Annotated in this window: 4 protein-coding genes; all 4 read right to left on the bottom strand. The window is 32.9% G+C overall.

Annotated elements, in window-relative coordinates:
• Positions 1-95: 95 nt before the first annotated feature.
• Complete coding sequence (locus IE867_RS14290) at positions 96-251, bottom strand: hypothetical protein (RefSeq protein WP_192485383.1); 156 nt, start codon at positions 249-251, stop codon at positions 96-98.
• 35 nt (positions 252-286) lie between these two features.
• On the bottom strand, positions 287-622 hold the full coding sequence (locus IE867_RS14285) for a type 1 periplasmic-binding domain-containing protein (RefSeq protein ID WP_192485382.1): 336 nt from the start codon (positions 620-622) through the stop codon (positions 287-289).
• A gap of 2 nt (positions 623-624) precedes the next feature.
• On the bottom strand, positions 625-2031 hold the full coding sequence (locus tag IE867_RS14280; RefSeq protein ID WP_192485381.1) for an MFS transporter: 1407 nt from the start codon (positions 2029-2031) through the stop codon (positions 625-627).
• A 3-nt stretch (positions 2032-2034) separates the two neighbouring features.
• A partial coding sequence (locus IE867_RS14275; protein WP_343215967.1) for an MFS transporter occupies positions 2035-2471 on the bottom strand: 437 nt, incomplete at its 5' end.

Raw genomic sequence — 2471 nt, 5'->3', positions numbered from 1 at the left:
ATAAACCAAGCAATTCAACAGGTAATACCATATCCAATTTCGTGAGCATTTTAAGTTCTTTCGGTTTAAGTTAATATCACAAAATTATAACAGATTTAACCCGTCCAACGGAAATAAGGATTGAGCCCATCTTTAGTGCTTTTTACTTCAATAATTAGCTCACGTCTATCTCGCAGGGAGATATTAAGTATTTCTATATCTGATAAACCAAGCAATTCAACAGGTAATACCATATCCAATTTCGTGAGCATTTTAAGTTCTTTCGGTTTAAGTTAATATCACAAAATTATAACAGATTTAACCCGTCCAACGGAAATAAGGATTGAGCCAATATAATTACTTTAAACCCTCTATCAACTAAATTTTCCATCGACTGAATAGATCGCAAAGGGTCATCTTTTGAGCTGAACACAACAACGTCATGACCACCATCTTGTAAAGTATGATGTATTGATCGGGTAACTGTAGAGAAAAAAGGATTATCCATATTCGATATGATCACGCCTACATCACCATCATTTGCAAAGCGATTAACACGCTCAACAACAAAAAGGCTTAAAATAACAGCTATCGTGATTAAAGCATAGATAAGTTTAGATTTAAACGTCTTGTTGCACTTCATTATTAAACTTCCTTGCAAGCTCTTTTTGCAATGGTACTAAGTATTGCAAACGAAACAATTAGTACGATACTGATTGTAATAAAAACCACTTTCATACCGCTAAGAATATCTGTTACATCACTGCTAAATATAGACTCTCTTATAAATGCTCCTGCAACCACTGTTGAAAAACTTTTAATCATAAATGCAGTTGCACCAACATAAATTTCTTGAACTTTTAGAGGAACTGCTTGCTCAACCAATGTATAATTAAGCGGCAAAATCAGAACTTCACTTATAGCAGCAATAACGACAAAACCAATAATTAAAGTTAAACTCATTTCTTTACCGATAGCGCCAAATGCAGCAAAAACAAGGACTAAAAAGGCAATTACCATAATCCCTATGCTTATTTGAAATGAATGGTAATAACTTAGTCTAACTTTTTTATAGTAGATAGCAGCCAAAAAAAGGCTAAACATAATAGTAACTAATGTATTAATGATGCCTATCCACTCAGGCGACATCAACCACTGATAACCAAATAAACTAGAGTCACTATGAAATTTAATAATAAATAGCATTAATAATGGAATAACAGCATAACAAGACCAGTATGTAATTGAAATAAACTGATAAATGAAAAATGCCTTTAACTTTATTTTTTGCTTATCTTTAACGCTAAAGTAATTAATGAACATAAAAATAATTAAAGCGATGGCTGTCAATATAATGACTAAGTCAACCAAGTGTGGGTACCTAAACCCTTTATAAATAAGAAGTACAAGCAATGTACAAACAATTGAAAACGTCACCGCCCTTTTAATTTTATAGTCGCTGAGTTTTACTCGAAGTATTAAATAATCATGAAAAAAGATAAACCCTAAAACAGCAACGCCACAAACTAAAAAGGCAATGCAAAATAAATTGCCTAACTCAATAACAAATAAGCCTGTCGCTGCGCCTGCAAGCATACCTAAATTAAAACATAACAAATCAATGGTGAAAATTAATTTAACACCGCTTTTGTCTGTTTCTTTAGCTTCTATATAGTAATTTAGAAAAACTGTAACACATGTAACTATAAAACCATATCCTACACTATAAATTGCAAACCCTATATGTATAAAATCAATATTAACAAATGCTATCAAGTAACAACCCAAGCATTGAAAAATCAATGCAAAAAACAATAGCACTTTAAAATTAATTATTTTTTTGCCTATGGGTGATGCTATAACATGAATCACACCACATGCAGCCATGATAAAATAAGTCATTTCAAGTAAGTTTTTTGTTGTTATTGGTAAATTATCATACAGGTAAGGATATGATGAATAATACAAAACACCATAGGCAAAAGAAAAAACGATAGACACAAAATAAATAAAATATAATGCGGTTTTTGATGTTTGTTTTTTTGTGTACATAGATTAAAGTTTCGCCTTTTTTATAACTGCATACAACAATGATGCCACCACAAACCCAATCACTGCCAATATCCCAAACAACATCAAATAACTGTTATTCATCGCAATAGCATTAACACCATTGGCATCAATCTCAACCGTTCCCGACAAATAACTCGAAACCACACTTGCCGTACTACCCGTTAAAAGCATCCAAACTCCCATCATCAACCCTTGATGTTTCGGCTTGGCTAATTGAGCAATCATTGAATAACCAATAGGTGCTATCATCAACTCCCCTATCGACTGAAACACAAAAAACAAACTCACCCATAACACCGAGCTTTGACCGTTGGCATTGGCAAGCATAATGCCCACTGGCAAGAAAGATAATCCTATCGCAATAGAGATAATCCCAATTAAAAACTGCTTAGGTACGGTGAGACTTGTTTTCTTTCTGA

Origin of the sequence: Cysteiniphilum marinum, from assembly GCF_014857925.1 — a bacterium.
Taxonomy (GTDB): domain Bacteria; phylum Pseudomonadota; class Gammaproteobacteria; order Francisellales; family Francisellaceae; genus Caedibacter; species Caedibacter marinus.
Note: the sequence above shows the minus strand (reverse complement) of the source record. Positions and strands in the feature narration are given on the sequence as shown.

Excerpts from the sequence above, each read along its gene's own strand:
- IE867_RS14290 (WP_192485383.1), bottom strand. The coding sequence starts at position 251 with ATGCTCACGAAATTGGATATGGTATTACCTGTTGAATTGCTTGGTTTA.
- IE867_RS14285 (WP_192485382.1), bottom strand. The coding sequence starts at position 622 with ATGAAGTGCAACAAGACGTTTAAATCTAAACTTATCTATGCTTTAATC.
- IE867_RS14280 (WP_192485381.1), bottom strand. The coding sequence starts at position 2,031 with ATGTACACAAAAAAACAAACATCAAAAACCGCATTATATTTTATTTAT.